This is a genomic window from Streptomyces sp. NPDC045026, from assembly GCF_056432625.1.
The window spans coordinates 60,489-86,184 of record NZ_JBWKIS010000017.1 but is presented as its reverse complement, the minus strand read 5'-3'; the positions used below and the strand labels follow the sequence as shown (position 1 = coordinate 86,184).

19 protein-coding genes and 4 pseudogenes are annotated in these 25,696 nt (G+C 68.9%); 11 read left to right on the top strand and 12 right to left on the bottom strand.

The window, feature by feature from the left end; all coding sequences use genetic code 11:
• The first annotated feature begins 1 nt into the window (after window position 1).
• Genes AC07EJ_RS29970 through AC07EJ_RS29955 form a run of 4 tightly spaced genes read left to right on the top strand, consistent with a single transcriptional unit; the run spans window position 2 to window position 3,859 of the window.
• The gene (locus AC07EJ_RS29970) at window positions 2-928 is read left to right on the top strand and encodes an ABC transporter permease (protein ID WP_100597836.1); all 927 of its coding nucleotides are present in this window, start codon (window positions 2-4) and stop codon (window positions 926-928) included.
• On the top strand, window positions 921-1,823 hold the full coding sequence (locus AC07EJ_RS29965; RefSeq protein WP_326773151.1) for an ABC transporter permease: 903 nt from the start codon (window positions 921-923) through the stop codon (window positions 1,821-1,823). Before AC07EJ_RS29970 ends, AC07EJ_RS29965 begins: the two co-directional genes overlap by 8 nt.
• Window positions 1,824-1,838: 15 nt before the next feature.
• Complete coding sequence (locus tag AC07EJ_RS29960; RefSeq protein ID WP_478885429.1) at window positions 1,839-2,843, top strand: ABC transporter ATP-binding protein; 1,005 nt, start codon at window positions 1,839-1,841, stop codon at window positions 2,841-2,843.
• On the top strand, window positions 2,840-3,859 hold the full coding sequence (locus AC07EJ_RS29955; protein ID WP_389490425.1) for an ABC transporter ATP-binding protein: 1,020 nt from the start codon (window positions 2,840-2,842) through the stop codon (window positions 3,857-3,859). The genes AC07EJ_RS29960 and AC07EJ_RS29955 overlap by 4 nt, the downstream gene beginning before the upstream one ends.
• A gap of 7 nt (window positions 3,860-3,866) precedes the next feature.
• Here AC07EJ_RS29955 and AC07EJ_RS29950 read toward each other — a convergent pair whose 3' ends face one another.
• Window positions 3,867-5,525 carry an AfsR/SARP family transcriptional regulator gene (locus AC07EJ_RS29950; RefSeq protein WP_393587202.1) on the bottom strand — a complete coding sequence of 553 codons (1,659 nt, stop codon included), beginning with the start codon at window positions 5,523-5,525 and terminating at the stop codon, window positions 3,867-3,869.
• A gap of 72 nt (window positions 5,526-5,597) precedes the next feature.
• Complete coding sequence (locus tag AC07EJ_RS29945) at window positions 5,598-6,818, bottom strand: aminotransferase class V-fold PLP-dependent enzyme (protein ID WP_478885428.1); 1,221 nt, start codon at window positions 6,816-6,818, stop codon at window positions 5,598-5,600.
• Between the two features lie 235 nt (window positions 6,819-7,053).
• On the opposite strand from AC07EJ_RS29945, the gene AC07EJ_RS29940 reads away from it, so the two are divergent.
• Entirely contained in the window at window positions 7,054-7,743 is a 690-nt protein-coding gene (locus AC07EJ_RS29940; protein ID WP_478885427.1) for a FadR/GntR family transcriptional regulator, read from the top strand.
• A 161-nt stretch (window positions 7,744-7,904) separates the two neighbouring features.
• Here AC07EJ_RS29940 and AC07EJ_RS29935 read toward each other — a convergent pair.
• The 5 genes and pseudogenes from AC07EJ_RS29935 to AC07EJ_RS29915 all read right to left on the bottom strand — a co-directional run bounded on the left by AC07EJ_RS29935 (window position 7,905) and on the right by AC07EJ_RS29915 (window position 13,724).
• Window positions 7,905-9,002, bottom strand: a pseudogene (locus AC07EJ_RS29935) (integrase).
• Between the two features lie 1,147 nt (window positions 9,003-10,149).
• Window positions 10,150-11,235: pseudogene (locus AC07EJ_RS29930) on the bottom strand (integrase core domain-containing protein).
• Between the two features lie 339 nt (window positions 11,236-11,574).
• Entirely contained in the window at window positions 11,575-11,778 is a 204-nt protein-coding gene (locus AC07EJ_RS29925; RefSeq protein WP_389491368.1) for a cold-shock protein, read from the bottom strand.
• A gap of 231 nt (window positions 11,779-12,009) precedes the next feature.
• The gene (locus AC07EJ_RS29920; RefSeq protein ID WP_266675612.1) at window positions 12,010-12,345 is read right to left on the bottom strand and encodes a MerR family transcriptional regulator; all 336 of its coding nucleotides are present in this window, start codon (window positions 12,343-12,345) and stop codon (window positions 12,010-12,012) included.
• A gap of 923 nt (window positions 12,346-13,268) precedes the next feature.
• Window positions 13,269-13,724, bottom strand: a complete 456-nt coding sequence (locus tag AC07EJ_RS29915; protein ID WP_478885426.1) for a DedA family protein — start codon at window positions 13,722-13,724, stop codon at window positions 13,269-13,271.
• A gap of 646 nt (window positions 13,725-14,370) precedes the next feature.
• Here AC07EJ_RS29915 and AC07EJ_RS29910 point away from each other — a divergent pair.
• The 5 genes from AC07EJ_RS29910 (at window position 14,371) to AC07EJ_RS29890 (ending at window position 17,987) form a co-directional block, all read left to right on the top strand.
• Complete coding sequence (locus AC07EJ_RS29910) at window positions 14,371-14,637, top strand: hypothetical protein (RefSeq protein WP_389491374.1); 267 nt, start codon at window positions 14,371-14,373, stop codon at window positions 14,635-14,637.
• Window positions 14,638-15,142: 505 nt separating this feature from the next.
• The gene (locus AC07EJ_RS29905) at window positions 15,143-15,346 is read left to right on the top strand and encodes a cold-shock protein (RefSeq protein WP_023586116.1); all 204 of its coding nucleotides are present in this window, start codon (window positions 15,143-15,145) and stop codon (window positions 15,344-15,346) included.
• Window positions 15,347-15,683: 337 nt separating this feature from the next.
• Window positions 15,684-17,177 (top strand): DEAD/DEAH box helicase, encoded by a 1,494-nt coding sequence (locus tag AC07EJ_RS29900; RefSeq protein ID WP_389491377.1) that lies wholly within the window; start codon window positions 15,684-15,686, stop codon window positions 17,175-17,177.
• A 46-nt stretch (window positions 17,178-17,223) separates the two neighbouring features.
• Complete coding sequence (locus tag AC07EJ_RS29895) at window positions 17,224-17,628, top strand: CBS domain-containing protein (protein ID WP_389491379.1); 405 nt, start codon at window positions 17,224-17,226, stop codon at window positions 17,626-17,628.
• Between the two features lie 50 nt (window positions 17,629-17,678).
• Window positions 17,679-17,987, top strand: coding sequence for an SCO5918 family protein (locus tag AC07EJ_RS29890; protein WP_116507125.1), 309 nt, complete (start codon window positions 17,679-17,681; stop codon window positions 17,985-17,987).
• Window positions 17,988-18,093: 106 nt separating this feature from the next.
• Here AC07EJ_RS29890 and AC07EJ_RS29885 read toward each other — a convergent pair whose 3' ends face one another.
• The 4 genes and pseudogenes from AC07EJ_RS29885 to AC07EJ_RS29870 all read right to left on the bottom strand — a co-directional run bounded on the left by AC07EJ_RS29885 (window position 18,094) and on the right by AC07EJ_RS29870 (window position 23,921).
• Window positions 18,094-18,453 carry a hypothetical protein gene (locus AC07EJ_RS29885; RefSeq protein WP_116507254.1) on the bottom strand — a complete coding sequence of 120 codons (360 nt, stop codon included), beginning with the start codon at window positions 18,451-18,453 and terminating at the stop codon, window positions 18,094-18,096.
• 751 nt (window positions 18,454-19,204) lie between these two features.
• Window positions 19,205-20,291, bottom strand: a pseudogene (locus tag AC07EJ_RS29880) (integrase core domain-containing protein).
• Between the two features lie 72 nt (window positions 20,292-20,363).
• Window positions 20,364-20,739, bottom strand: a pseudogene (locus AC07EJ_RS29875) (hypothetical protein); the annotation flags it as partial.
• A gap of 323 nt (window positions 20,740-21,062) precedes the next feature.
• The gene (locus tag AC07EJ_RS29870; protein ID WP_478885425.1) at window positions 21,063-23,921 is read right to left on the bottom strand and encodes a family 43 glycosylhydrolase; all 2,859 of its coding nucleotides are present in this window, start codon (window positions 23,919-23,921) and stop codon (window positions 21,063-21,065) included.
• Between the two features lie 603 nt (window positions 23,922-24,524).
• Between AC07EJ_RS29870 and AC07EJ_RS29865 the strand changes: the two genes are divergently transcribed.
• Window positions 24,525-25,556 carry a glycoside hydrolase family 5 protein gene (locus AC07EJ_RS29865; protein ID WP_389491384.1) on the top strand — a complete coding sequence of 344 codons (1,032 nt, stop codon included), beginning with the start codon at window positions 24,525-24,527 and terminating at the stop codon, window positions 25,554-25,556.
• On the opposite strand, the gene AC07EJ_RS29860 is transcribed toward AC07EJ_RS29865, so the two are convergent.
• Window positions 25,496-25,696 (bottom strand): hypothetical protein (locus tag AC07EJ_RS29860; protein WP_478885424.1); only part of this gene is annotated, 201 nt, incomplete at its 5' end. The two genes, AC07EJ_RS29865 and AC07EJ_RS29860, sit on opposite strands and share 61 nt — an antisense overlap.

Sequence of the window (25,696 nt, the reverse complement as noted above, 5' to 3'; positions counted from 1 at the left end):
GGTGTTGCGTTTCGCGCTCCGCCGCCTCCTGATCATGATCCCGATCGCGGTCATCGTGACGTTCCTCGTCTACGCGATGGTCTTTGCCCTCCCCGGCGACCCGATCAGGGCCCTGTCAGGACAGAAACCCCTGGCCGAATCCGTCATCGCGGCCAAACGCGCCTACTACCACCTGAACGATCCCCTGTTCGTCCAGTACCTGCACTTCATGGGCAACCTGCTCAAGGGTGACCTCGGGCAGACCTTCGACGGGCAGGACATCGGCGAACAACTCGCGCTGCGCTGGCCGGTGACCCTCCAGCTCGGACTCACCGCCCTCGCCATCCAGCTCGTCCTCGGGCTCGTCAGCGGTGTGTACGCGGGATGGCGGCGCGACGGCCTGGTGGACCGGGCGCTGCTCGGCGCCACGCTCGGGGTGCTCGCCGTGCCCGGTCTGGTCGCCATGTTCTTCGCGCAGTCCTTCTTCGCGGTCGAACTCAGCTGGTTCCCGGTCTCCGGCGCCACCGACGGCTGGCCCGGCAGCTATCTGCTGCCCGCCACCGTGCTCGGCGTCCTCGGCTTCGCCGGACTCGCCCGCGTCACCCGCACCAGCATCGCCGAGGTCGCGAGCGCCGACTTCGTCCGCACCGCACGCGCCAAGGGGCTCGCCCCGAACCGCATCCTGTGGGGGCACGTGCTGCGCAACGCCATGTTGCCCGTGATCACGTACATCGGGCTCGACCTGGCCGGCATTCTCGGCGGCGCGATCATCACCGAGGGCATCTACAACCTGAACGGCATCGGCCAGTTCATGTTCCGCTCCATCGCCATGAAGGAAGGCGGAGTGGTCGTCACCCTCTCCACGGTGCTGCTGCTCGGCTACATGCTCGTCAACCTGGTCGTCGACCTGCTCTACGGCCTCCTGGACCCGAGGGTGCGCCATGTCTGACACCGCCCTGGCGACCGCCGCGACCGCCGCCGAACTCGAGCCCGTCGGCGAGGACAGCCCGCGCGGCGCCGCCGTCCTACGCGAACTGCTGCGCAAGCCACGCTTCGTCCTCAGCGCCCTCGCCATCCTGGTCATCACGCTGATGGCCGCCTTTCCCCGGCTGTTCACCGCCACCGATCCCACCGTGTGCGACCTGAAGCTCTCCAAGGGCGCCCCGTCCGCCGCGCACTGGTTCGGCTACGACATCCAGGGCTGCGACTACTACGCCAACGTGATCTACGGGGCCCGGCCCTCGGTCCTGGTCAGCGTCTCCGTGTGTGTGGTCGGCTTCGCTGTCGCCTGCGTCCTCGGCATGCTCGCCGGATACTTCCCCGGCTTCGTCGACAGCCTCGTCTCGCGCACCGCCGACGTGCTGTTCGCCCTGCCCGGCCTCGTCGCGATGATCGTCATCCTGCAGGCCTTCTCGTCCCGCTCCGTGTGGACCATCGCCTTCGTGATCGTGCTGCTCGGCTGGCCCGCGGGCATGCGGCTGATGCGCTCCACCGTTCTGAGCGTGCGCACGCGCGAGTACGTCCTCGCCTCCCGCGCGCTCGGCGCCGGGGCCCCGCACATCCTGCGGGTGCACATCCTGCCCAACTCGGTGGCGCCGCTGCTCGCCCTGACCACGCTCACCGTCGGCGCGGCGGTCGGCACCGAGGCCGCGCTCACCTTCCTCGGCATCGGGCTCCAACCCCCCACCATTTCCTGGGGACTTCAGATCGCCATCGCCGCCTCCTACCGCGACGACGTCCACCTCTTCCTCTTCCCCGCCCTGCTCCTGACCATCACCGTCATGGCCTTCATGATCATGGGCGACACGGTCCGCGACGCTCTCGACCCGAAACTGAAGAGGTGAGCGGTGAACCGCCCCATGGCAGCTGAACCTCTGCTCGACGTACGTGACCTGAGCGTCGAGTTCGACACTCGCGCCGGCCGCCTGCGCGCCGTGGACTCCGTTTCCTGGACCCTGCACCGCGGCCGCACCCTCGTCATCCTCGGCGAGTCCGGCTCCGGCAAGAGCGTCTCCACCCAGGCCATCACGGGCATCCTCGACAGCCCGCCCGGTCATGTCACCGGCGGCCAGGCCCTGTTCGACGGAATGGACCTGCTGACGCTGACCGAGCGCGCACGCCGCGGCGTCGTCGGCAGCCGGATCTCGTTGGTCTTCCAGGACGCGCTGTCCGCACTCAACCCCGTGCACACGGTCGGTCGGCAGATCGCCGAGCTGTACCGGGTACACCGGGGCACGAGCCGCTCCGACGCCATGAAGCGGGCGGCCGAGATGCTGGACCGCGTGGGCATCCCCGGCGCGCGGGCCCGTGTCCACGACTACCCGCACCAGTTCTCCGGCGGCATGCGCCAGCGCGTGATGATCGCCATGGCGCTCGCCCTCGGCCCCGAGGTGCTCATCGCCGACGAGCCGACCACCGCGCTCGACGTCACCGTGCAGGCCCAGATCCTCGAACTCCTCGCGGAGATCCAGGCCGACACCGACATGGGGGTCGTGCTCATCACGCATGACCTGGCCGTCGCCGCGGAGATCGCCGACGACCTGGTCGTCATGTACGCGGGCCGGGTCGTGGAGTCGGGGGCCACGGCCGATGTGCTGGGTGATCCACAACACCCGTACACCCAGGGGCTGTTGCAGTCGGTGCCGTCCGCCGAGAGGCGCGGCCAGGACCTGCCCGCCATCCCCGGCACGCCGCCCGACCTGATGCGGCTGCCGTCCGGCTGCCCGTTCCGGCCGCGCTGCCCGCACGCCCACGACCGGTGCGCCACCGAACGCCCCGCCCTGCAGCCCGCCCCCGGCGAGCTCCGCTTCGGCGCCTGCCATCTCCTCGACCAGCCGCTCAGCCCGGAAGGCGCCGCACGATGACCGACGACGTGATCCTCAGGGCCGAAGGGCTGGTCAAGCACTACGGCGGCGGGCCCGCGCTGCCGTGGCGGCGCGGCCGGGGCGCGGCCGTGGTCCGGGCCGTCGATGGCGTCGACCTGGAGCTGCGGCGCGGTCAGGCGCTCGGCATCGTCGGCGAGTCCGGCTGCGGCAAGTCGACCCTGCTGCGACTGCTGTGCGCGCTGGAGCGGCCGACCGACGGGCGGCTCCTCTTCGAGGGCGAGGACGTCGCGCGGCTGCGCGGCGCCGCCCTCAAGCGGTGGCGCCGCCGCGTCCAGGTCGTCTTCCAGGACCCGTACGCCTCGCTCAACCCACGGCTGAGGGTCGGCGAGATCATCGGGGAGGCCTTCGACGTCCATCCCGATGTCGTCCCGCGCGCCGGGAGGCGGGCCCGGATCGCCGAACTCCTGGAACTGGTCGGCCTCGACGCCCGTCACGCGGACCGCTATCCGCACCAGTTCTCCGGCGGACAGCGCCAGCGCATCGGCATCGCCCGCGGCCTCGCCCTCGGCCCCGACGTGCTGCTGTGCGACGAGCCCGTCTCGGCGCTCGACCTGTCGGTGCAGGCCCAGGTCGTCAACCTGCTCCTGAAGCTCCGTCGCGAATTGGGTCTCGCGCTCGTCTTCGTCTCCCACGACCTCGGCGTCGTACGCCACGTGTGCGACGACGTCACCGTGATGTACCTGGGCAAGGTCGCCGAACAGGCCCCGGTGGACGCCCTCTACGCGGCCCCGGGCCACCCCTACACCGAGGCGCTCCTGTCGGCCGAACCCTCCCTCGACCGCATCCGCGACTCGCACGCCCCGCGCCGCACCCGCATCGTCCTCGCGGGCGATCCGCCGTCGCCGTCCGCACCGCCGCCGGGCTGCCGGTTCCACACCCGGTGCCCGCGCGCACAGGACCTGTGCCGTGACACCGAGCCCCTGCTGACGGTGCGGGGACAGCGGGCCGGCGCCTGTCACTTCACGGACGCGATGCTCGCCGGGAGTGTGGACTGACGGGGTGTCAACCTGCCGATGCGATACGGGTTCTGGCGGTGCGCGGGCCGTCCGGGAACCCCGGGTGCGAAGCGGGCGGCCCGCCGATGTCGTCCACCCGGGCCGCTTCGTCGGCGGCCCGCGCGGCGGCGAGCCGCAGCGCCAGCGGATGCCCGGCGCAGCCGTCCGCGAGGCTGTGCAGAGCGGACGCAGCCGTCGCGGTGGCCGCCGAACGGTACGGCAGCGCCGCGACCGAGGCCAGCGGCGCCCCCGAAGCGAACCGGCGCAACAGCCGCAGGGACTGGGCCGCGTCCAGCGGGCCGAGCCGGAGCGGCACCCGGCCGGGCAGGTCCCGCAGCGGGGCCCGGCTGGTCACCAGCACCGCGCAGCCGGGCGCCGCGGGCAGCAACTCCCGCAATTGGTCCGTGGACTGGGCGTCGTCGAGCAGGACGAGGAGCCGACGTTCGGCGGTGAGCGTACGGAACCGGACGGCGCGCCGCTCCAGACCGTCGGGCACCTCGTGCGGCGCCACCCCGAGGTCCTCCAGGAACCGGCCGAGCACGTCGGCAGGGGCGCGCCCGCCGAGCACCGCGTAGAGCTGGCCGTCCGGGAACCGGTCCCGCACCTGGTGGGCGACGTGCACGGCAAGCGTGCTCTTGCCGAGGCCCGCCGCACCGGAGATCACCACGGTGGGGCAGACGGCGGCGGGGGAGTCGGGGCGCCGCAGCAGTTCGCGCAGCTGCCGCACCTCCTCCTCCCGACCTGTGAAGTCGGCGCTGTCGCGCGGCAGTTGAGCGGGCACGGGCAGGCGGTGGGCCGGTGCCGGACACGCGGGCGTGGGTGACCGCGGCGGCTGCCGGGGCGCGGCCAGCGAGGGGTCGGCGTGCAGGATGCGCTCGTGCAGCCGGCTCAGTCCCGGGCGCGGTTCGACACCCAGGTCGTGCACGAGGGCGCGCCGCACTCCGCGGAACAGGGCGAGGGCCTCGGGCGTGCGCCCGCTGCGGTACAGCGCCAGCATCAGCAGCGCCTGCAACCGCTCGTCGTACGGTCTGCCCGGCACCAGCGGGGCGATCCGCTCGGCGGCCTCGGCATGTTCACCGAGGTCGAGCAGTGCCTCGGCGTGTTCGAGGCGGGCGTCGAGGCGCAGCCCGGCGAGCCGGTGCCGGGCATCCGCCGCACAGCGTTCCGGCACCCCGCTCAGCGCCTGCTCGCCCCGCCACTGGGCGAGGGCCCGCTCGTAACAGGTGCGGGCGGCGCCGGCCCGGCCCGCGCGGCGCTCCCGGCGCGCCTCGGACAGCGCGTCCTCGAAGCGCCACAGGTCCAGTGCGTCCCGCCGCAGATGCAGCCCGTAGGTGGTGCCCCGCGTGATCAGGAGCCGGGGTGCGGCGCGGCGGGCTCGGTCCGGCTCCAGCGCCTTGCGCAGGCGTGCTGTGTACGTGGCGAGCAGGCCCGCCGCGCTGTCCGGCGCGTGCTCGCCCCAGACGGCCCGCACCAGTTCGATGCGCTCGACCTGTTCACCGCCGCGCAGCAGCAGCGCCGCGAGAAGCGCCTGCTGTTTCGGGGTGCCCGGCGGTAGCGGCTCTCCGGCACGCTCCGCGCGTACCTGGCCTAGGAGGCGGTACCGCACCAGAGCGCTGTCGTACGCGGGCGGGAGTGGGGGGAGGTCCGTCGAGATGCTCGGGGCCACGGGTCGTTACCTTCCTCGTCGGGGCCGTGTTCGGAGAGCCGTGCGGGCTGCTGGGCCGGGGGGCGCGCGGGCTCAGGCGGCGCGGCTCCACGCCACCAGCCGAGGCACGCACCGCTCGGCGAACTCCTCATAATCGGCGGGGGTGTTGTAGACGTGCGCGGAGAGCCTGATATAGCCGACCCCGTCGAAGGACGTGAACGCGGTCTCCGCGCCGAGTTCCTGTGCGGCCCGGTCACGCAGCACATCACTCGCGAACCGGTCGGGGCCGAGCTCGTCGGGCAGTCTTACCAGGCGTAGCGCCGGCGCGGGTGTGCCAACCGCCGGCACGGCGTCCTGTCCGATGTGCCGGGCGAACGCGTCCGCGACGGTGTGCTGCCCGTAGTCGGCGAGCGCGCTCAGATAACCGCGGACCGTCTCCCACCCCCACGTCCGCTCGACGAAGGACAGCGCGGCCGGGGCCGCGAGCCAGGCGGAGGTGTCCTGGGTCCCGGTGTGATCGAAGCGTGCGGGGAAGGGCAGTTGGGTGCCCCAGGAGTCGATCAGCGGGTACAGGGCCGCGCGCAGTGGACCGCGCGCGACGAGGGCGGAGGTGCCGCGCGGGGTGCAGGCGAACTTGTGCAGATTGCCGGTCCAGAAGTCGCAGGCGAGACCGTCCAGCGGCGCGGCCAGCATGCCGGGGGCGTGCGCGCCGTCCACCAGGAACGGGATGCCGCGCCGTCGGGCGAGCCGTGCGATCCGCTCGACCGGCAGCAGTCGGCCGGTCGACGACGTGATCTGGTCGAGCAGGATCAGCGCGGTGCGATCGCCGACCTGTTCGGCCACGGCCGTAAACGCCTCGTCCGCGTCGGCCGCGAGAGGGATGTGCGCGGTCCGCACCCGCCCGCCGCAGCGCAGGGCCGTACGCTGCGCGGCCATGGTGACCGCGCCGTATCCGTGATCGGTGACCAGAATCTCGGCCTCGGGTGGCAGGGTGAGCGAGGCCAGGACGGTGCTGACTCCGGCGCTCGCGTTCGGTACGAGGGCCAGATCGTCGGCGTCCACACGCAAGAACGCGGCGAGTTCGGCGCGGGCCGTGGAGATCCGCCGCGGCTGAGCCGGGAACCATACCACCGGCGCCCTCTCGGCCCGCTCCCGCAGCCGGTCCTGCTCAAGCTGTGCCGCCACCGGCACCGCACCGAACGAACCGTGGTTGAGATGCAGCAACTCCGGGTCGAGCGACCAGGCATCCGCGGCGGGTCGGCCGTTGGGCAGGGACAAGGGTTTCGGCGGGGCGACGGCCAGGCCCGTACTCATGCGACTCCTAGGAGGAACTACCCAAGACGTATGATGACATGCGTCATCCTGGCATGTGCATCGCTGCGATTAAAGTGCTCCTTCCCCTAGTTTTCAGGGAAGGTGGCTGATGACAGGAGCGCGAGTCGATCTCAGTCTCCTGAAGACATCAGATGACTTGCTAGGGTCTCATCAGTCGAAGCACGCATGACGGAGCACGGGCCGTGGGGCACGGGACGGATCGGGGGAGCGGGATATGTCCGCAGTGGAGAAGGCCTTTCACGGCCTGCGGCACATGATCGCCGACGGGCGGCTGACAGCCGGTGCGCGCATGCCGCCCGAGGCGGACCTGTGCGCCGAACTCGGAGTCTCCCGCGGGCCGTTGCGGGAGGCCGTGCGGATGCTCGCCGCGCTGCGCGTGGTCGAACCGCGCCACGGTTCGGGCACCTACGTTTCGGCACTGCGGCCCGAGGACATCATCGGCAGCCTCTCCCTCACCGTGGACCTGCTGCCGCTGCCCGGCCTGCTCGAGGTCTACGAGCTGCGCCGGGTCCTGGAGGCGCACGCCGCCTCGCAGGCCGCCGCGCGAGTGGGCGCCGAAGCGTTGGAGCGCATGCATGCCCACCTCGCGGCAATGGAGGCCACCGATGATCCGGCGGAAGTCTCCGACCTGGACCACCGGTTCCACTCGGAGGTCGCGCGCGTCGCGGGCAACCCCGCGCTGGATTCACTGCTCACCGTGTTCCGTACCCGCTCGCGCCGCCACCAGATCTTCACGTTGCCCGAGGGCCCGGACATCAAGCGGGTCAGCGACGCGGGCCACCGCGAGATCGTCGGAGCGATCAGTCGCCACGACCCGGTGGCGACCGCGTCGGCCGCCGCGGCGCACATCGCGCATTCGGAGAAGTGGCTGCGCCATCTTCTGGACCAGGAGCGACAGGCCTGACCGGAGGCTCGTTCCCGGCAGGTTTGACGACCTGGGTACGGCTACTCGCCTGCGAGCCGCATGATCCGGGGGAAGGAGCCGAGGTGTGTCGCTCGAAAATACGACTTCGGTCTGTGGGCTGCGGTGATGCCGTTTGGTCAGACACTGCGGGTGCCGATTAATCATCCGGCCTGGTCAGCAGCATGTCGGTACTCGCGGAGGGTTCCGCCGAGCCGATCTCGTCGACGGACTTCCAGGTGTCTGATGTGCGCTGGCACGTTGATCGGTTCGGGTAGTAGGCGAAGCGGCGCGGCTTGCTTCAGGGTGCGGCCGGTGCCCGTTGTAGAACGTCGTGAACTCGCGCAGCGCGTGGAGGAGGTGGCGCTGGTTCCAGATCAGGGTGCGGTCAAGAAGCTCGCGCCAGCAGGTCTGTATCCACCGTTCCATGATCGAGCTCATGCGGGGCACGCTATTGCCACACTTGATGACCGCCAGTCCGGCATCGATCAGGACCGCATCGAAGGCCGCGGGAACTTGGAATCTCGGTCGCGGATCAGGAACTTGGCCCTGCTGCCCACATCCTCCAAGTCCATGACGAGGTTGCGCCCGAGCTGCGTGACCCAGGCGGCGGTGGGGTGGGCGGTGGCGCCCAGGATCCGGATGCGCCGGGTGGCGTGCTCGATGACCGCGAAGACGTACAGGCGCGCCCCGGTCAGGGTGCGGGTCTCGAAGAAGTCGCAGGCGAGCAGGGTATCGGCCTGGCTGCGCAGGAAGTCGGCCCAGGTGGTGTACTGGCGCTGGGGAGAGGGGTCGATGCCGTGCTCTTTGAGTATCTCCCAGACGGTGGAGGCGGCGACCTTGATGCCGAGGGCGGCCAGCTCGCCATGGATGCGCTGGTATCCCCAGGCGTTGTTTTCGCGGGCCAGGCGCAGGACCAGGGCGCGGATGGAGCGGAGAGTGCACGGGCGTCCGCGCCGTCGGGGCGGGCATGTCGAATCGTGACGACGTTTTAGGAAGTTGCGGTGCCGGCAAAGGATGGTGTCTGGGCGCACCAGCAGGTGGAGCCGTCGAAGCTTGTCCATCGGCAGGTGGTGGAGCAGCCCGGCGAGCAGGAACCGGTCGCCCGGCGTGAATGCTGGCTTGTCGACCTGGCGTTGCAAGACCGTGAGTTGGCGCCGCAGCACCAGGATCTCGATTTCCTTGTCGCGGTCGCTCATCGGCAGCAGGCGTATGAGCGAGAAGGTGTTCGTCATGGCGAGGTAGGCCAGGCGCAGCAGCACGGCAGACCACGATGCCGCCGTCCACCATGTGCTGGAACAGCGCGGTCGTGGGCGGCGTGACCGCCCACGACTGTGATCGATGATCAGGGCCTTCACCTGCGCGGATGATTCATCGGCACCCGCAAGGCCAGACGCAGCAGCACAACTGATCATCATGCCAGCGCGCACCCCGGCGGATCGCTGGCCGCACAAGATATCGCGATCACGCCTCCGACCAGGCCGGATGATTATTCGGCACCCGCAGTCTTATGGGTATGGGCTAGCGCTCTTCGAGCAGGTCACACTCGCTCCCAGTGGGAGCGGGGCTGGGAGCGGCGGCCCCATAACGGGAACCGACGGTATGGGGCCATGCGAAATCTTGGCCCCATGTCCGATTTCCATGACCCCATATGCCCGATGCTTGTCCGGGCCGTTGTGGGCGGCATCGAGAAGTTGAACGCGGCTGGGAGACGCTGCGCTGGTGCGGGTGGCGGCAGATAGGGCAGGTGACTCGGAGCAGCGGTAGGCCCGGTCTCGTCGGCCATGGGGGTCTCGACAGCGGTTGACGAGGCGATGTGGCGGAGCCCAGGATCGAGAAGCCAAGCTCCGGCCCCGTCCTCTGCATACTGGACATCCCGAAGGCAGGGCCCTGAGCTCGGACGTCCAGTCGGAGCGGATCAAGCTCACTCCCGCAGGCCGCCGCATCCGTGCGGAAGAGGTCTGGGACGCCCTTCACGGGACGGAAGGACGCTGGCCGGCGGAGAGTCCGATCCGAGGGCAGGGCATCGCGACGACCATCTGGTGCAGCCCTGAGGAAGCGTGGTGCGCCCTGTCCTCAGCCGCGCTTTCCTGGACTGACCGCGCCGACCTCGCCGCCCTGATCCGAAAGCAACCCAGGGCGCTGCGACGACACCGCCTGGTCACGCCCGACACGATTCTGCGGTGGCACCGCCGACACGTGACGAAGAAATGGACCTACCCGAACCGGAGCGGCCGCCCGCCGATCGCCGCGCTCATCGAACAACTCGCCCTGGAAACACCGCGTGGGGATACCAGCGCATCCAGGGTGAACTCCTCAAGCTAGGCCACCGCGTCGCTGCTTCGACCATCCGTAGAGTTCTCGAGCGCTTGAAGACACCTGTCGGGCTCGGAAAGTCATCGCCGCTGGTCAGGCGGTGTAGTGGTACTCGTTGAGGGTGCCGCCGAGGACGCGGGTGCGCAGGAGCCTGCGGCTGCCCAGATTGTGCACAGTGGCGGGTTGGTCCTGGGCATCGGGAGGCAGTTGATTCCGGGACCGATGGGGCCGATGCGTGTTGTAGTGCCGTTGGATGTCAGCGAGAACGTGTCGGGCGTGGGCCTCGTTCATGACCAGGACGTGATCCAGCGCTTCGCGCCGGATGGTGCCGATCACCCGCTCGCAGTGTGCGTTCATCCGGGGAGCCCGGGGTGTGCTGAGTAGTACGTCCATGTCTTCGGCCTGGAAGACGGCGTCGAAGGCAGGCTCGTACTTGCCGTCGCGGTCGCGCAGGAGGAACCGCAGGGACTCGATGCGGACGCCCAGGTAGGCGGCGAGGTCCGTGCCTGCTGCACCACCCACTCCCGGCCGGGGTGGGCGGTGCAGCAGGTGATGTGCAGGCGTCGGGTGCCGTGCTCGAGGAATGCCAGCGCGTACAACCGGTGGCCCAGAGCGGTGTCGAGATGGAAGAAGTCCGCGGCCACGATGCCCTCGGCTGGTGGGTCAGGAACTCGCGCCAACTTGGGCCGGTGCGGCGCGGGGCGGGGTCGATGCTGGCAGCATGCAGGATCTCCCACAGCAGTGGATGCGGCGATCGGGTGCCCGAGACGAGCGAGCTCGCCCTGGATCCGCCGGTGGCCCCACCTCGAGTTTTCCCGAGCGAGTCGTAGTACGAGGCTCTTGAGCGCCGCTCTGGTCGGAGGGCGCCCCGTGCGGGCGCGCCGTGTGCTGTAGTCCCACTTCGCTGCGATGAGTCGGCGATGCCAGGCCAGGAGCGTGCCGGGCATGACGCGGAAGACCGCCTGCCAGCGGTGACGGGGTATCAGGCTGGACAGTGCCGCCAGCCAGAACCGGTCCGCGGGCTCGTAGCGGACCCGGCCGGCGAGCTGGCGGCGCAGTACTGCGTTCTGATGCCGGAGCACGAGCAACTCGGCATCCTTTGCTGTGTCGCGGCGCAGCAGCCCCCCCGGGGACGCACAACAGCTTGCGGGCCGGCTTGTACAGCATCGAAGCGAACACGCGGACATGGTGCCAGCTGAGATCGCCCGACCGCTGCTACCTGCGGCGACGGCTTTCCGAGCCCGACAGGCACGAGCTAGGAAGGCGCGGTCGGCCGCCTGAAAGCCGGGGTGCTGGTTGCCGGGCCGACGTTGCAGGACGGCGAGCTGGTGACGCAGCGCGAGGATCTCGATGTCCTTGTCGTGGTCGCTCATAGGGATCAGTCGCAGGGCGGTGAAGGCGTGAGTGACGGCAATGCAGGCCAGGCGTACGAGCATGAGCGGTGATCATTGCCGACCGTTGTCGTCGGCGCGGTAGCGGGGTTGAACTGCACCGACGTAATATTCGGCACCCACAGGGTCAGGCCAGGTTGATGTTCTCTGCCTGAGGGCCCTTCTGGCCCTGGGTAACGTCGAACGTCACGCTGTGGCCCTCCTGGAGCTCACGGAAGCCCGTGGAGTTGATCGCCGAGTAATGGGCGAAGACATCCGGCCCGCCGGCGTCCTGGGCGATGAAACCGAAGCCCTTCTCCGCGTTGAACCACTTCACAGTTCCCGTAGCCATGTCTCATGCCTTCCAGTCACGAACGTCTCCCGCACCATGGGAAGGCGGAGGTGGTCGTCCTGGTTCCTGCGACACAGCACAGCAAAACGCCCACGCCGAAGCGCGGGAAAAAGGGGAAACATCCGAACCACGACATCTGACCCAAACGCTACACACCCTCACACCCTGTCACCATCGGAACTGGGCGCATGCACCACGCCCCCGACGAGTGCGCGCTGGCACATTGCCGCCTCAGACCGCGGGCGGTGTACCCGATTCGGTTGCGCGGCGGTATTCGGCGTTGATGCGCTGGGCCTCTTCGAGCTGGTCCTCGAGGACGATGATGCGGCAGGCGGCCTCGATGGGAGTGCCCTGGTCGACGAGTTCCCGGGCGCGGGCGGCGATGCGCAGCTGGTAGCGGGAGTAGCGGCGGTGTCCGCCCTCGGAGCGCAGCGGGGTGATGAGACGGGCTTCACCGATGGCACGGAGGAAGCCCTGAGTGGTGCCGAGCATTTCGGCGGCCCGGCCCATCGTGTAGGCGGGATAGTCCTCGTCTTCGAGACGGTCGAACGAGTCGTCTGCTGTCATTTGCACCTCTCTGTGGAACACGCTTGAGGGGCCCTGGTGCCATATGGCACCAGGGCCCCGAAGGAACATTTACACCATCTGCCGGCCCTGGAACTGCGCCGGCCTTCTGTGTCCGCTGACCCGACCTGGAAGTTGTCGGGGTTGCGGGGATCGCGGTTGCTTGACCGGAGACCACCTCACTATCGATGTCCTGCGGTACCCGGGCTCAACACTCCGCCCGGGCGATCCTGATGGCGCTCGTTCCTCCGTTCTTCCCTCGGTAATCAGCTACTTACTAAACGGGGGACTACGTACTGCTGGCACTGCTCTACTGCGTACTGCTCAGTGGCCTGTGGCAGCGCCACTGTTCGGCAGCCAGCCCCGTCGCCCATCGTGCGTCTGCTCTGGCTTAGAACCCCACTGCCGAACCTCCCGGTGCGCGCGCCCGCAGCCGACGCCTTCACCGAGGTACTGCTCACTGACTTCACTGCTGGGTACCGCGAACTGCACTGACGGGTACCGCCACTGTTGACTGCGGTCCCGCTGCGGTGGCCCCTGATCACTGCGGGCCACCCGGTCCGGTCGTCAGCTCCGTCGCCGTCCTGCGACTGCTCTGGCTTCGGAACTCCACCACCGCACCGTCCTGCGCACTGCAACTTCTGTAATGCTGCCCGGCAGTTCGTTTCTGCCGGGCCCTGCTGACTTCTGGCTGCGAGAGAAACCATAACCACGCCGCCGTCCAATGTCTACTCTGGCCGACATAGATTTCCGCGTGTTCGACGGTGAGGTAATCGGCCTCGAACAGTGAGGGCAGACCCAAGGGCTGTCATCGCCGAGTGTCGAGTAGGGGCCGCAGACTGGGGCGCAAACACCGGGGCGCAAACAGCCGGGCAGCCAGGGTCCGGCATCGCGGATCCAGAAGGCCGCGAGGCCGACCTGAGGTGTCAGCCGGCCCGGTTCTTCGGATCTGGACTGTCCGCCTGGCGGCGGCGCCGAACGCGCCACACGATGAGCCCGCCCACCACCACGATCACTGCGACGGCGATGGCAACGACGCGGCCGACAACCGCCTCGACCCGCTGGTAGGCGGAGCCTGCGAAGTAGCCCAGCAGGGTGAAGCCGACTCCCCAGACCAGGCCGCCGAGGGCATTGAAGAGGAGGAAGCGGCGGTAGTCCATGAGGGAGATACCGGCGAGCGCCGGCATCATACTGCGAAGAAGGCGATGAAGCGGCGCAGGAAGACCCGCTTCAGGGCCTCGGCGGCGGATGAAGTCCTGTGCCTTCTCGCTGCGTTGCTCGTGTCGGCGCAGCGGTCGGGTAGTAAGGATTTTCGGGCCGAAGTGGTGGCCGACGGAGTGGCCCACGGTGTCTCCGGCGATTGCGGCGGGCACGACGGTCATAACGAGCCAGTAGACCGAGACCTGCGCCTTGATTGGCGAGTACGCCGCCCAGGACGACGGCTGTCTTACGCGGCAGGACGAAGCCGAAGAACAGCGCGTCCTCGGCGAACACCAGGGCGCCGACGGCCGCGTAGACCAGTGGGCCGGACAGGCCGCCGAGCCAGTCGGTGATCGCGTTCATGTGCGGTGTCCTCCGGGCCATGGTCCCCGTGGCCCAGTTTCGGGGAACGGCTACACCGATGTGCGGCATGTCGACCCACGCTGGCCGAGGCGAAACTCCTTGCCCCAGGTCCTCTCCCCGCAGTGGTGTTCAAGCTGATGGAACGAAGGAGGGCTGCCGATAGGTCAGCCGACTCCTCCGGGCGAGGCGACGCGTCATGTGTTTTCCGCGGCCCAGGGACGCTGCTCGCCGACTCCGGTCCGCCCCGTCGCACTCACACCGCCGGTGGCGACTCGTACACCACGGCGCGGCCTGGTCGTCGTCGAGGTCCTGGCGGGGCCAACCCGGCACGCCGTGGTGACTGTGATGTGGAGCAGGCAGCCGCATTGGACGGCGGTCACGGCCGGGCGAAGAGGGCTTGTAACGAGGACGCCTCGTAGCTTGTGTGGTGGGGTGTCCGGACGGGCTTTGCGTCGTTTGCCGGTCATGACCGACACCGCTGCGCCGCTCCCGGCGCAACTGCGCCATCTGATCGAGAGTGACCCTGCTGCGGCTCGTCAGGCCATCGACGGTCTCCTGCTGGAGTTGCACTCGCTCACGACGACGGCGACGCGGACCGCTCGCAAGACTGGCGTGAACCTCGAGCAAGTCGGCCGGGCGCTGCGGCGCGTTGATGAGGCCGTGGTGCTCCTGGATGAGGCCGCCGATCTGCTGCTCGGCGCGCTCGCCGACACCGGACGTACGAGGACGTAGGGCTTCATTGCATGCTGCGGCCACCGTGGCTCTGGTCCGCGGTTCGCGGTTCGGCGCTCGGGGCCCCGAGCGCGGCGCAGTCCGTACCCCCCATACGGCACGCGGTGCAGCAGAGCCCCAAGGTCACGCTCCGTGCGGATGACAAGCGGCTGGAAATGGCGGCACAACAACGGCAGTGAGGCTGCATCTGTGGCCAACCGCCGGGCTCCGCAGCGACTCGAGGCAATATCTGCGCCGGCGAGGTCAGAATTTGACGGACCACGCGGTGAGAGTTTTTGCCGCAATAAGCAGAGTGGAATTATTCAACACACGAAGGCCCGTTCCGGCGTGCTACTGTCGATCTCAGTTGCAGTTGTGGTTGCCGAAACTTCAAGTGCCCTCACTCGGCTCCTGCCGGTGGGAGCACTTTTGTATTTCCGGTCATTTTCCGGGCGGGGTAATCATCGCGGCGACACGGTGTCCACACAGTGTGGATTCCGATGCACTGCCCCAAAGGAGATATGACATGGCTGCTGGTACCGTGAAGTGGTTCAACGCGGAAAAGGGCTTCGGCTTCATCGAGCAGGACGGTGGCGGCGCTGACGTGTTCGCCCACTACTCGAACATCGCCGCCCAGGGCTTCCGTGAGCTGCTCGAAGGCCAGAAGGTGACCTTCGACATCGCGCAGGGCCAGAAGGGCCCGACGGCCGAGAACATCGTTCCGGCCTGACGCTGACGCACACTTGTAGCTGGGGCCCGCATCCTTAGGGGTGCGGGCCCCAGCTACACGCATTTCTGGCAGTGGTTTCGCCTGCGGGACGGCTCGGAGGAGTCCGCAATCTCGCGCAGCTCCTCCTTCAGGAATGCAGGCGCATCCTGAAGAGCTACACCGCACCTCGGCGCCCGGATTTTACGTCCCTACTGCGTCGCCTATTTCAGCATTTTCGCCCGCGCGGATTACCGACGGCCCGGATTTGCTTTGACATCGGTCCATACTTGTAATTCTCGATGCCGCTCATCGCTGCGGGGATTCCTTGATATGTGCCACATCGAGGAAGGTTCCCTGCATGAACCGCACACGCACCAACGACCGTTCCACCCGCACCCGTAGCGGCACTGCTGACGGCGCCACGGGCGGCAGCCGCTTCGGCTCGCAGGCACCGCGCCGTTCCGGCGGCCCGGCCCGTTCCGGCGGCTACGGCCGCCGGCCGGCCGCAGTGCAAGGCGAGTTCGCGCTCCCCAGGACAATCACCCCCGCGCTGCCCGCTGTTGAAGGCTTCGAGGATCTGGGCATGCCCGCCCAGTTGCTCGCCGAACTCGGCAGGCAGGGCGTGACCGCGCCGTTCCCGATCCAGGGCGCGACGCTGCCGAACTCCCTGGCGGGCCGTGACGTCCTGGGCCGCGGGCGCACCGGTTCCGGCAAGACCCTCGCCTTCGGCCTCGCCCTGCTCGCCCGCACCGCCGGGCAGCGTGCTGAGCCCCGTCAGCCGCTGGGGCTGATCCTCGTGCCGACGCGTGAGCTGGCGCAGCAGGTGACCGACGCACTCACCCCATACGCTCGCTCCGTCAAGCTGCGGATGGCCACGGTCGTCGGCGGGATGTCGATCGGCAAGCAGGCCGGCGCGCTGCGAGGCGGCGCAGAGGTCGTCGTCGCGACCCCGGGCCGGCTCAAGGACCTCATCGACCGCGGCGACTGCCGACTGAGCCAGGTGGGCGTCACGGTGCTGGACGAGGCCGACCAGATGGCCGACATGGGGTTCATGCCGCAGGTCACCGCCCTGCTCGACCAGGTGCGTCCGGAGGGGCAGCGGATGCTGTTCTCCGCCACCTTGGACCGTAACGTCGACCTGCTGGTGCGCCGCTATCTGACCGACCCCGTCGTGCATTCGGTCGACCCGTCCGCGGGTGCGGTCACGACGATGGAGCACCACGTGCTGTACGTCCACGGCGCCGACAAGCACGCCGCCACAACCGAGATCGCCGCCCGCGACGGCCGCGTGATCATGTTCCTGGACACCAAGCACGCGGTCGACCGGCTCACCCAAGACCTACTCAACAGCGGGGTACGGGCCGCCGCGCTGCACGGCGGCAAGTCACAGCCACAGCGCACCCGCACGCTGGCGCAGTTCAAGACGGGGCACGTCACCGTCCTGGTAGCGACCAACGTCGCGGCGCGCGGCATCCACGTCGACAACCTCGACCTCGTCGTCAACGTCGACCCGCCGACCGACCACAAGGACTACCTCCACCGCGGCGGCCGTACCGCCCGCGCCGGCGAGTCAGGCAGTGTCGTCACCCTCGTCACACCGCACCAGCGCCGCGGCATGGTCCGCCTCATGTCGGACGCCGGAATCCGGCCGCAGACCACCCAGATCCGCTCGGGCGACGAGGCTCTGAGCCGAATCACCGGCGCCCAGGCCCCGTCCGGCATCCCGGTCGTCATCACCGCACCGGTGGCCGAACGCCCCAAGCGCAGCGCCTCCTCCCGAGGCCGACGCCGCCCCTCGTCGGCGACCCGGCGCGCGCCCGTACGCCGGCCCGTCTTCGGTGCGGCGGCCTAGAACCTTCGTGATCAGGAAGCTGACCCATCTCTGCAGGAGGCACCTTTTGACGCTGGTTCAGATGCAGCTCCGCCTGGCGAGCACCAACCCCGTGCACAGGAAGACGGTTGAGGCCAGGGACGCGGCCGGACCGCAGGTCTGTGACGACATGAGTGTCGAGGTGGCGCTGTCCGTCATGGCCGCAGCCCACACGGGTCGGCTGGTCGTCTGCGACCAGGACGGCCAACGCACCGGCCTGGTCACCCAGACCGAACTCACCGCCGTCCGCGACAGCTCCGCTTACACGGACCGCGTCCGCCTGCGCGACATCATCGGCGATCACGGGTCGTTCACCTCGCCCGGAGCCATTGGCTCCGAATCCGAGCACGTGCTGCGCTCCCGCCGGCTCGGCGCACTGCCGGTCATCGACGGGCAAGGCAGCGCCCTGGGCGTCCTCGCCCTCTCCCGCTGACCCGCCTCACCCCTCGTCGGACCGTTATCCCCTTCTCCTTGTGAGGCCACATGCGCTGCGTCATCGCCCGCTTCCCCTTCGAGCTCACCAAGAGCGGCGTGCTGGAATCGATGAAGGGCGTCAAGCCCGAACCGGGCACCGGCGAATCCGTGATCATCGGCCGCCGCCACTACCCCGTCAAACAAGTCGGCCAGGTCATCACCCGCCAGGACCGACGTGACTTCAGCGCCACCGAAGTCCTCCGGGCCATGACTCAGCTCGGCTTCACCTGCCGTAGCCTCCCCACGGCCGCACCCGTACGCATCCTCAGCTCGCTCCAGCGAGCTTCCGCGATGCTCGGCACCCCCGTATCCGTCTGACCGAGGTAACAGGCACGAGCCGACACCTGAACAACGGTGTGGGCCCGACCGGCGCGCGCCGGTCGGGCCCACACTGCTGTTAGCGGGTTCCTGTCGCAGTGATTGCTCAGTGGTCGGAATAGCTGAAGTCGCCCACGGTCCAGGTGCTGATGTCCTCGATCGCCACGCGGTACATCCCGCCTGTCTCGGGAATCCCGACCGTGCCCTGCAGGATCCGGGCGACATGGAAGTGCAGATGCGTAGGCGGCCCGTCCTTCTTCGCGGGGGTGTCGAAGACGGAGGAGAACTCTCCCAAGCGGTCCGAGTCCGACAGCACCTCCGACACCCTCTGCCTCCACACTGCTTCGGGAGCCAGCCGACCGGTGATGACAGCACCACCGGTGACCACGGTCAGGGACATCTGGTTGCTCTGCCCGGATTCCACCAGGGCAGCGACGTCAACGAGCAGCTCGTCAGGCTTCGACATGGGGCAGATTATATTCAACGTCATCCAGCTGATTGAGCGGCGGCGCTACAGGGCGTGCGCTCACGGTCTTACCGCCTGAGGCCCGGCGAGTGACGGGGCTTCGGCTGCCCCATGGTCAACCGCCTCGCCCGCTCCACCGCGGTGGTGCCGCCGTTCAGGTCGGGGTGCGCTTGCGCATGCCGACTGGGGTCGTGGACGGCCACCTCGATGGTGTCGGGGTGTGCAGTCAGTTCCCATGTGCAGCGGCCCCCGCCGTGGCGCATGGGCGTTGGTGACGAGCTCGGACACGACCAAGTCCACGGTGTCCGCTGACCGACCTCCCATCACGCTGTCGAGGTGAGGTCTCCTAGCCTGATCACATGGTTGCCAGTGACGCCCGAGAGACCGGGCAAGGACGGGAAGCCGTGTCCCGCGACGCCGCTGAAGTCGAATGCAGTCACGTCGCCTCAGCGCGTGAAGAACGCCGTGAAGAGCGGCTGCCCTGCGGATCACCAGGTGGAGATGCAGGGGGGAAGACGCCCTCGGCTGCTGCTCTGGTGGAGCAGGCGGCCGACCTGGCCGAACCGATCAAGCCGAGATTGCGTGGCTGGCTTCATGCCGGAATGGTCCCTGCCGCACTGATCGCAGGCGTCGTACTCATCTGCCTGGCCCCGACTCCGCAGGCGGTCCTGGCCTGCGCCGTGTATTCAGCCACCGCCTGGCTGCTGTTCGCAACGAGCGCCTGGGGGGCTCGGAAAGTCGTCGCTGCAGCTCAGGCGGCGTACCGGTACTCGTTGACGACGCCGCCGAGGACGCGGGTGCGCAGGAGTCTGCGGGCGTCGAGGTCACGCACGGTGGCGGGCTGGTCGTGCGCCCGGGGCGGCCGTTGGTCTCTGGACCGGTGGTGCCGATGGCCGTTGTAGTGGTCCTGGTATGCGGCGAGGACGTGCCGAGCGTGGGACTCGTTCATGATCAGGATGTGGTTTCGAGGGCCTCGCGGCGGATGGTGCCGATGACGCGTTCGCAGTGGGCGTTCATGCGCGGCGCCCGCGGCGCGTTGAGCAGCACCTGTATCTCCTCGGCTTCGAAGACGGCGTCGAAGGAGTCGGTGTACTTGGTGTCGCGGTCGCGGAGCACGAAGCGCAAGGACGCGCCCGGGTGTCGAGCTGGTCGGTGAGGTTGCGGGCCTGCTGGGTGGCCCACTGCGCGGTCGGTTGGGCGGTGACGCCGGTGATGTGCAGCCTGCGGGTGCCGTGCTCGAGGAACGCCAGCGTGTACAGCCGCCTGCCGGTCACCGTGTCCAGGTGGAAGAAGTCCGCCGCGATGATCCTCTCGGCCTGCGCGGTCAGGAATTCGCGCCAGCTCGGGCCGGTGCGGCGCGGGGCCGGGTCGAGGCCGGCCGCGTGCAGGATCTGCCAAACCGTCGAGTGGGCGATCGGGTGTCCCAACCGAGCCAGTTCGCCCTGGATCCTGCGATGGCCCCAGCGCGGGTTCTCCCCGGCCAGGCGCAGCACCAGCTTCTTGAGCGCGGCCGCGGTCGGCGGGCGTCCGGTGCGGCCGCGGCGGGCGGAGTAGTCCCACTTTCTCGCGATCAGCCGTCGGTGCCAGGCCAGCAGCGTCCCCGGTGTGACCGGGAAGACGCTGGCCCAGCGTCGGCGCGGTATTAGTGACGAGAGCGCGGCGAGCCAGAACCGGTCGGTCCGCTCGCAGCGGACCGGACCCCTGAGCTGCCGCCGCAGCACCGCGTTCTCGTGCCGGAGCACCAGAAGTTCGGCATCCTTGGCAGTGTCTCGGCGAAGCAGCACCGCAGGCAGGGGCAGTAGCGCGCGGGTGGCCCGGTAGCGCAGCGGCACGATCATCCCGGCAGCATTCCAGCCACCACCAACGACCTTGAACACCGGCCTTCACCTGCGGCGATGACTTTACGAGCCCCACAGGGACACCAGCACCCGGGCCGTCATCTTGGGCAGGCCCTGTTGCATGAGCAGGGTGGTGAACGCCTCCTCGTACTCGCGTACGGCCTCGGCGTCGCGTCCGTGGGACTGCTCGGGCCCCTGCGCTCCTCGGGAGGTGGCCTGTCTGCGCCAAGTGGGTGCGTTGCTCGGTGGCGCGGTAGGTCAGGTGGGCGCGGTAGGAGGTGGGCCCCCGTTGCGCATCACCTCACGCGTGACCGTCGAGGCGTCTGGCGATCTCCGCATAGGCAAGGCCGTCGGCCAGTCCCAGCGTAATCTGCTGGCGCGGCGATCGCGTTGCCGGAGAGGCGAATTGACGCCTTGATGGACCAGGGCAGTCGTAAGCGGCTTCGATCAGGAGCCTCGAACTGCGCGGTTCGGGCGCGTAGTTCCGCAAGATGCACTGTGATTAGTGCAGAAGTCCCACAACTGGGGTCAAGGGGTCGCAGGTTCAAATCCTGTCGTCCCGACAGAGATGTCGGAAGTTTGAGCAGCTCAGGGGGTATCTACGGATGGCCCCTTCTGCATGCCGGGGAGCAACCAGGGAGCCCTCTTCCGCCCCCTTGCTCCCCTCGGGGGCGCCAACCGGCAAGGGGTCACCTCAGGGTGACCCCTTGCGACCAGGCATGAGCCCACACCCCGGCGACCGTCCCCTCGGGGCGGGCGCCGGGGCCGGCTTTACGGGATACGCTGCGGCCGCACTCCTTCCAGCGTGGGCGTGACGGGGTGCATCAGCCCGTCCGCCCCGAACGTCACCTTGTCGATGGTCGTCTCACGGCGCGTGCCGTCACCGTCGGGGATCGCGAAGCGGTGGTAGGCGATGTACCAGTCGTCGGTCCCGGGTACCTGGAGCAGGGAGTTGTGCCCGGTGCCGAGGATCCCCTGGGCCGGGTCCTTCTCCAAGACCACACCGTGGTAGGTGAATGGCCCGTTCGGGGAGTCGGAAGTGGCGTATCCCACGCGGTAGTTCTCGCTTCCGGTGTCGTCGATCGAGTATGTCAGGTGGTACACGTCCCCCCGCCGGACGACGAATGTGCCCTCGCGGAAATCCTCAAGTCCCTTGATCTGTTGCATCTTTGACGAGTCGAAGGACACCATGTCGTCATTGAGCGGGACCACCCACGCCGAACTGTTACCCCAGTACAGATACGCCTGCCCGTCCTCGTCAGTGAAGGCGGCCGGGTCGATGGCCTGCCCGGCGCCGTCCGGGTTGGCCGCGATCAGGACCTTGCCGGAGTCCGTGAACGGCCCGGTGGGTGAGTCGGCAGTCGCGACACCGATCTTCGCCTCGGCACAGTAGTAGAAGAAGTACTTCCCGTCCTTCTCGGCGATGGTGGGCGCCCAGGCGCGCGCATCCGCCCAGCCCACGTCCTTCCCGAGATCCAGAATGACGCCCTCGTCCTTCCAGTCGACGAGGTTCTGCGACGACCAGACGCTGAAGGTAGTGCCGCTCCAGCCGGCGAACCCGTCGGTGGTCGCGTAGATGTAGTACGTCCCGCCGAACGCGACGATGTTGGGATCGGCGTAGAGCCCCGGCAGCACCGGCGTACGCATCTCCACCGCGGATACCTTCCACGCGCGCTGCGCGCCCGCCGCCGAGGTGACGGTGTACGTCACCGGCTTGCGCAGATCCATCCGCTTCCCGTTCGCCGGGCTGATCCGCGCACCGGGCGCGAGCGTGAACTTGGGCCTCAGCCGCCGCCGGTCAGTCCCCGGCATGACCGGCAGGACGACGGTGGCGCCCTCCCCCTCGATGACGGCGGGAACCTTGAGCTCCTTCACCTCCACGCCACGGACGCGGGTCGCGTTGGCGGGCAGCGCGGCGATCTCGTCGTCCGACAGGGCCCGGTTGTACAGCCGGACGTCCCGCAGCCGCCCCTTGAGGGTGTGGTCGGAGGTGTACTGCGATCGGCCGAGGTAGTTGGCCGTGGTGCGACCGCCGCCGATGTCCGAGGGCATGAGGGTGATCGCGGTGTTGCGCGCGACGACAACGCCGTCGAGGTACAGCAGAGCGGTGTCCCCGTCGACGGTGTACGTGACGTTGGTCCAACGCCCGTGCTCCAGGCCGCTGTTGGCGTTCGTCTCCTGTTCCTTGCTCCAGTTGCCGTCGGACAGGGCGGCCCGGAACCCGCTGCTGGTGCTGCCGCCGGTCGCGAAGAGATAGCCGTTGCCGTAGCCGGTGGCGGAGGCGGTGTTCCCGAACCCGTAGAGGAAGTAGGGCGTCGCCTGATCGCTGTCCACCCACACATCGGCGGCCACAGTGACGGCGTCCACCCCGGACAGCATGTTGTCGGGCAGCTTGATGTGCCCGCTCGCGCCGCCGAGTACGAGAGCCCCCTCGGCCCAGCTGATGTCCCCGGTGGCGGTGCCGTGACAGCCGTGCCCGGAGGTGTCGTCGGCGCTGGTGTCCAGCGGCCAGTGGGCGACGAGCCCGTCCGCGTCGGCCAGGACAGGGGCGACGCCCCACTTGGCGTTGACCTGGTCGAACTCGTCCTTCGTCACCGGAAGCACGGTGCCGTGCCGAGGGGCCGAGGGCAGCCGGTACTCGGCCGACTTGGTCCACACCCCGCCGGCCAGGTCCGTCGACTCGAAGGGCATGTAGCCGCTCGCGGTGTAGTCATCGACGAACAGGTACCACTTCTCCTCCGTGTTGGACTTGAAGACGAGCGGCCCCTCGCCCTGCGTCATGGCCCCGCTGCCGATGCACTCGGACACCGTGTCCCAGTCCGTGTCGAGCAGATCGGTCGCTTTCTCCTCCAGGATGAACTTCCCGCACGAGGACTGCTCCGCCGACCGCTCATCCTTCGTGAACCGGTAGTACGTCCCGTCGTGCGCGATCACCGTCGAGTCGATCACCGAGTACCCGGGGTCGTTCCACACCTTGGCCTCGCTGAACGTCACGAAGTCCGTGGTCGTCGCGTACAGCATCCGGTTGTAGGTGTCCCCGGTGTGCTCCGTGTCGTCATCGGCGTACAGCTTCGACGCCCAGAAGACGACGTACGCACCGACCTCCTCACTCCAATAGGCCTCGGGCGCCCAGGTGTTGCCCGCCGTCGCCGGAGACACCCGCACCAAACGCTCCTGGGACCAGTTCACCAGGTCCGTCGACTCCCACACCATGATCGACCGGGAGCCGTGCCGCTGGACGTAGTCCCAGCCGGCCCCGCCGTAGATCTTCAGGTCGGTGGCGATGAGAAAGAACGTGTCCCCTTCGGGCGACCGGATGACGAAGGGATCGCGTACGCCCTTGTCGCCGAGGGCGGAGGTCAGCACGGGCTCACCACCGTTCAACTCCCGCCAGTGAAGCGGGTCGTCGCCGCGGCTGAGCGCGAAACGGATCTGCTCGCCGTCGGCGGTGCCCTCACCGGTGAAGTAGACGAAGAGGTAGCCCTCGTAGGCGGCGGCGCTCTTGTCCCCCGCACGGGCGGGAGCCGGGGCGGCAAGCGTCGCGGCCCCCAGAGTGAGAGCTCCGGCGACGAGAAGGTGCCGCCGCGACAGGTTGGCAGCGGGCAGACGGGATGTTCCGTTACGGGGCATACGTACTGGTCCTCGGGGTGCGGGGGGAGCCGGTGGGGGCAGAGCTCGTGGGGGTGGCGGTGGTGTCGGCGTTGGCCAGTGAAGAAGCCCCCAGAGGCCCGGTCAAGGTCCTGGACACGGATTGGTCCGAAAACTCGAAGGCCGATCGATATGCCGAACGGCAAACAGTGGAAAGTCATCGATAAGGGACGCCTTCCGGTGGGTCTACGGGGTCGGCCCGTCCCGCGTCATCTCCATGATCTCCTTGCCGCTCAGCCCGAGTTGGCGCCCCTCTGACACGAGTGCCCGCACCTTCACTACGAGCCGGGCCACCCCCCCGGTCCCGTCCCCCGGCGAGCAGCGCGACGCCAAGCCGCCCGCGCGTCATGAGTAACGAGCGGTTCTCAACGGTCCGCCTTGCGCGAGACCTTGACGACAGAGAGGCCGGATGTGACGATTCCGGCGCTGCGATGTTTGCGTAAACATCGGCAGCGGCCGGGTCTGCCCGCAATGCCGGGCCCACGCCTGTCCCAGCGTGTGTGCGCGCGTTTCCCGCGCCCAACCCGGCAATGCGGCACCGCTGTTCACCGAGTCGCTCTCTCCTGAAGGGGAATATCCGTGCGCATGGCCCGAACCCGTCGTATCTCCTCCGCCGTGGCTGTCGCGGCGGCCGCTCTCGGCGTCGCCGCTCTCTCCGCCGGACCCGCCACCGCGGCCCCGCGAGCGGACACCACCCGGTTCAAGGGCGTCAACTGGGCCGACCCCCGGGACAACTTCGCCGACGACGAGCTCCAGCTCTCCGGCCTGTTGACCACCGACAGCTACCGCGAGACGTACAGCAAGGCGAAGCGGATCATCTCGGCTTTCCGCGCCAACCTCGGGGCCAACACCGTCCGGCTTCCCATCAACCCGTACACGGTGAACGGCAGTTACTGGGACTCCTACCAGGGGGTCATCGACGCGGCCTCCGACCAGGGCTTCAAGGTGATCGTTTCCTACTGGGAGGGAACGGGCGAGCGCAAGGACGGCCTGATCGACGACACCACCACCTACTGGCCCATGTGGAACAGAGTCGTCGACACGTATAAGAACGACTCGCGGGTCTACTTCGAGCCCATGAACGAGCCGCACGGCTACACCGAGACCGAGTGGGCCGACCTGGCCGCGAGGTGGCTGGACACCTACTCCTCCGTCCCGCGCGACCGGGTCTTCGTCAGCGGCGCCGGCTACAACGACCACGTCACCTCCGTCTGCGCCGACCCGCGCCTGGCCGGCACCTATCTGTCGCTGCACCACTATGGCTTCTGGAAGTCGTACGCCACCTACGACCAGTGGGTCGCCGACCTCAAGGAACGCATCGGCGACTGCGCCGGCCGGACGGTCGCGGACGAGTTCGGCTCCCCGATGACCACCGGCCTCGACTACAACGTGCCTACCCCGGACGACAACTTCGTCAACTACCTCCAGGCCGTCACCGACACCTTCCGCGAGCTGAAGATGGGCTCCGTCTACTGGCCCGGCCTGCGCAGCGACGACACGTACTCGCTGCAGACCCTGACCGGCACCGAGGACCGCCCCTGGCTGGCCACCACCAATCAGTCGGGTGCGGACAGGCTCGCCTGGGCGTGGGGGCGCGGCGAGGCGGTCGGGGACTGAGGGTCGCGTGCGAGCGGGGCGGGCTTCGTCGGCCCGCGCCGCTCCCCGCGCCGCTCCCCGCGCCGCTCCCCGCGCCGCTCCCCGCGCCGCTCCCCGCGCCGCTCCCCGCGCCGCTCCCCGCGCCGCTCCCCGCGCCGCTC